This window comes from Nitrosomonas sp. Nm58 (assembly GCF_900107335.1).
Lineage (GTDB): Bacteria > Pseudomonadota > Gammaproteobacteria > Burkholderiales > Nitrosomonadaceae > Nitrosomonas.
In genome coordinates, this window is sequence record NZ_FNPQ01000123.1 from 1 (window position 1) to 1109 (window position 1109).

The 1109-nt window shown below is 51.8% G+C and carries 1 protein-coding gene; it reads right to left on the reverse strand.

Annotated features, from left to right (window positions below):
* Nucleotides 1-466 precede the first annotated feature (466 nt).
* Entirely contained in the window at nucleotides 467-1006 is a 540-nt protein-coding gene (locus tag BLW34_RS15340; RefSeq protein ID WP_256203839.1) for a HipA domain-containing protein, read from the reverse strand.
* Nucleotides 1007-1109 lie beyond the last annotated feature (103 nt).

A 1109-nucleotide genomic window follows, 5' to 3' on the forward strand; every position in this document is an offset into this window, starting at 1 on the left:
GCGCTGAAAAACTTGGTATGCAACTCGTTCCCGCTCCTCAATCAACTTAAAAAATCATTCAACTAATCATGTGGATATATTGTGTTTCTTGAGAGGCAAAGAGAGAAAAAGTGAGCAAATTTGTGGGATTTCTTGAAACATTGAAGTCCGCAAGAATCCTCATGAACCCTCACAAACACGCGGGAATAGTCGAAAAAAACCAACCGGATGAAGGGTTGGTTTTTTGTGTTGGTGGTGGGGTGGTACCCCGTACCAAACGAGTATTGAAAGTACGGAATCGAAGCGGTGCGGGTTGCTGCGAACCATTGCGAATTCAATCGAAAAACGCCCGAACCTGCCATTGGGTGTGGGCAATCAAACAGGTATTCACACGGATTGGTCGCCGGAAATGGTCCTCAACCCCGTCTGCTTTCCGGGTCCGGTTCAATTCCCAAATCCGGAATCGAACTCGCGTCCGTCCAGTGGTTCAAAAGGATGGCGCAGTGGACTCTTCACCGTCGGCAGCAGAGTCGGTGAGTCGCCGAATCGTCAGGGCGCAGCGTTGTTCAATCAAGGCAATGAATTGCTCAACTACTGCGTTGCCAGCAAAGCCGCGTCCAGGATCGGATTGGAGCTTGCGTGCGGTTGGCGGCAGTGACTTCGCCAATTCCAGAATGCGCCTTTTGGCCTGTGTTTTAGCAAGCCCAGCGCCCTCTGCAAACTGATCCCAATGCCGTGCCTGGACTTCGCTGAACTTGTACTTGCTGCCGATCTTCATCGCCATCTTGGGCGCCAGTGCTGGATACACCGCTGTCGAGAGCGTGTCGTAGAACGGGGCCAAGGCGGGTGTCTCGCCTGCGTACAGCAGCGAGAAATTCTTGGCATGCGCATCGTGATTGCCGATCAGTGCGTTGAAGATCACGTAGTCAAGCAAGCGCAGCACCTGAGGTGCGCTGGGGCGCGTAACACGGCGTACAAGATCGAAGCATTGCGCCAGATCTGGCCCACCTTCGTTTTGGTATTTCATTTCAGGCGTGGAGTTGCCCCATTTTGACGGACATTTTTTTCACTGAGCCGAGAGAGTTTCGACCTGTGAAAGAGGATTGTAGTTTATTGTGATTTGATTTTCC

Bases quoted from the DNA above. Each gene is read 5' to 3' on its own strand.
- BLW34_RS15340 (WP_256203839.1), bottom strand. From the start codon at position 1,006: ATGAAATACCAAAACGAAGGTGGGCCAGATCTGGCGCAATGCTTCGAT.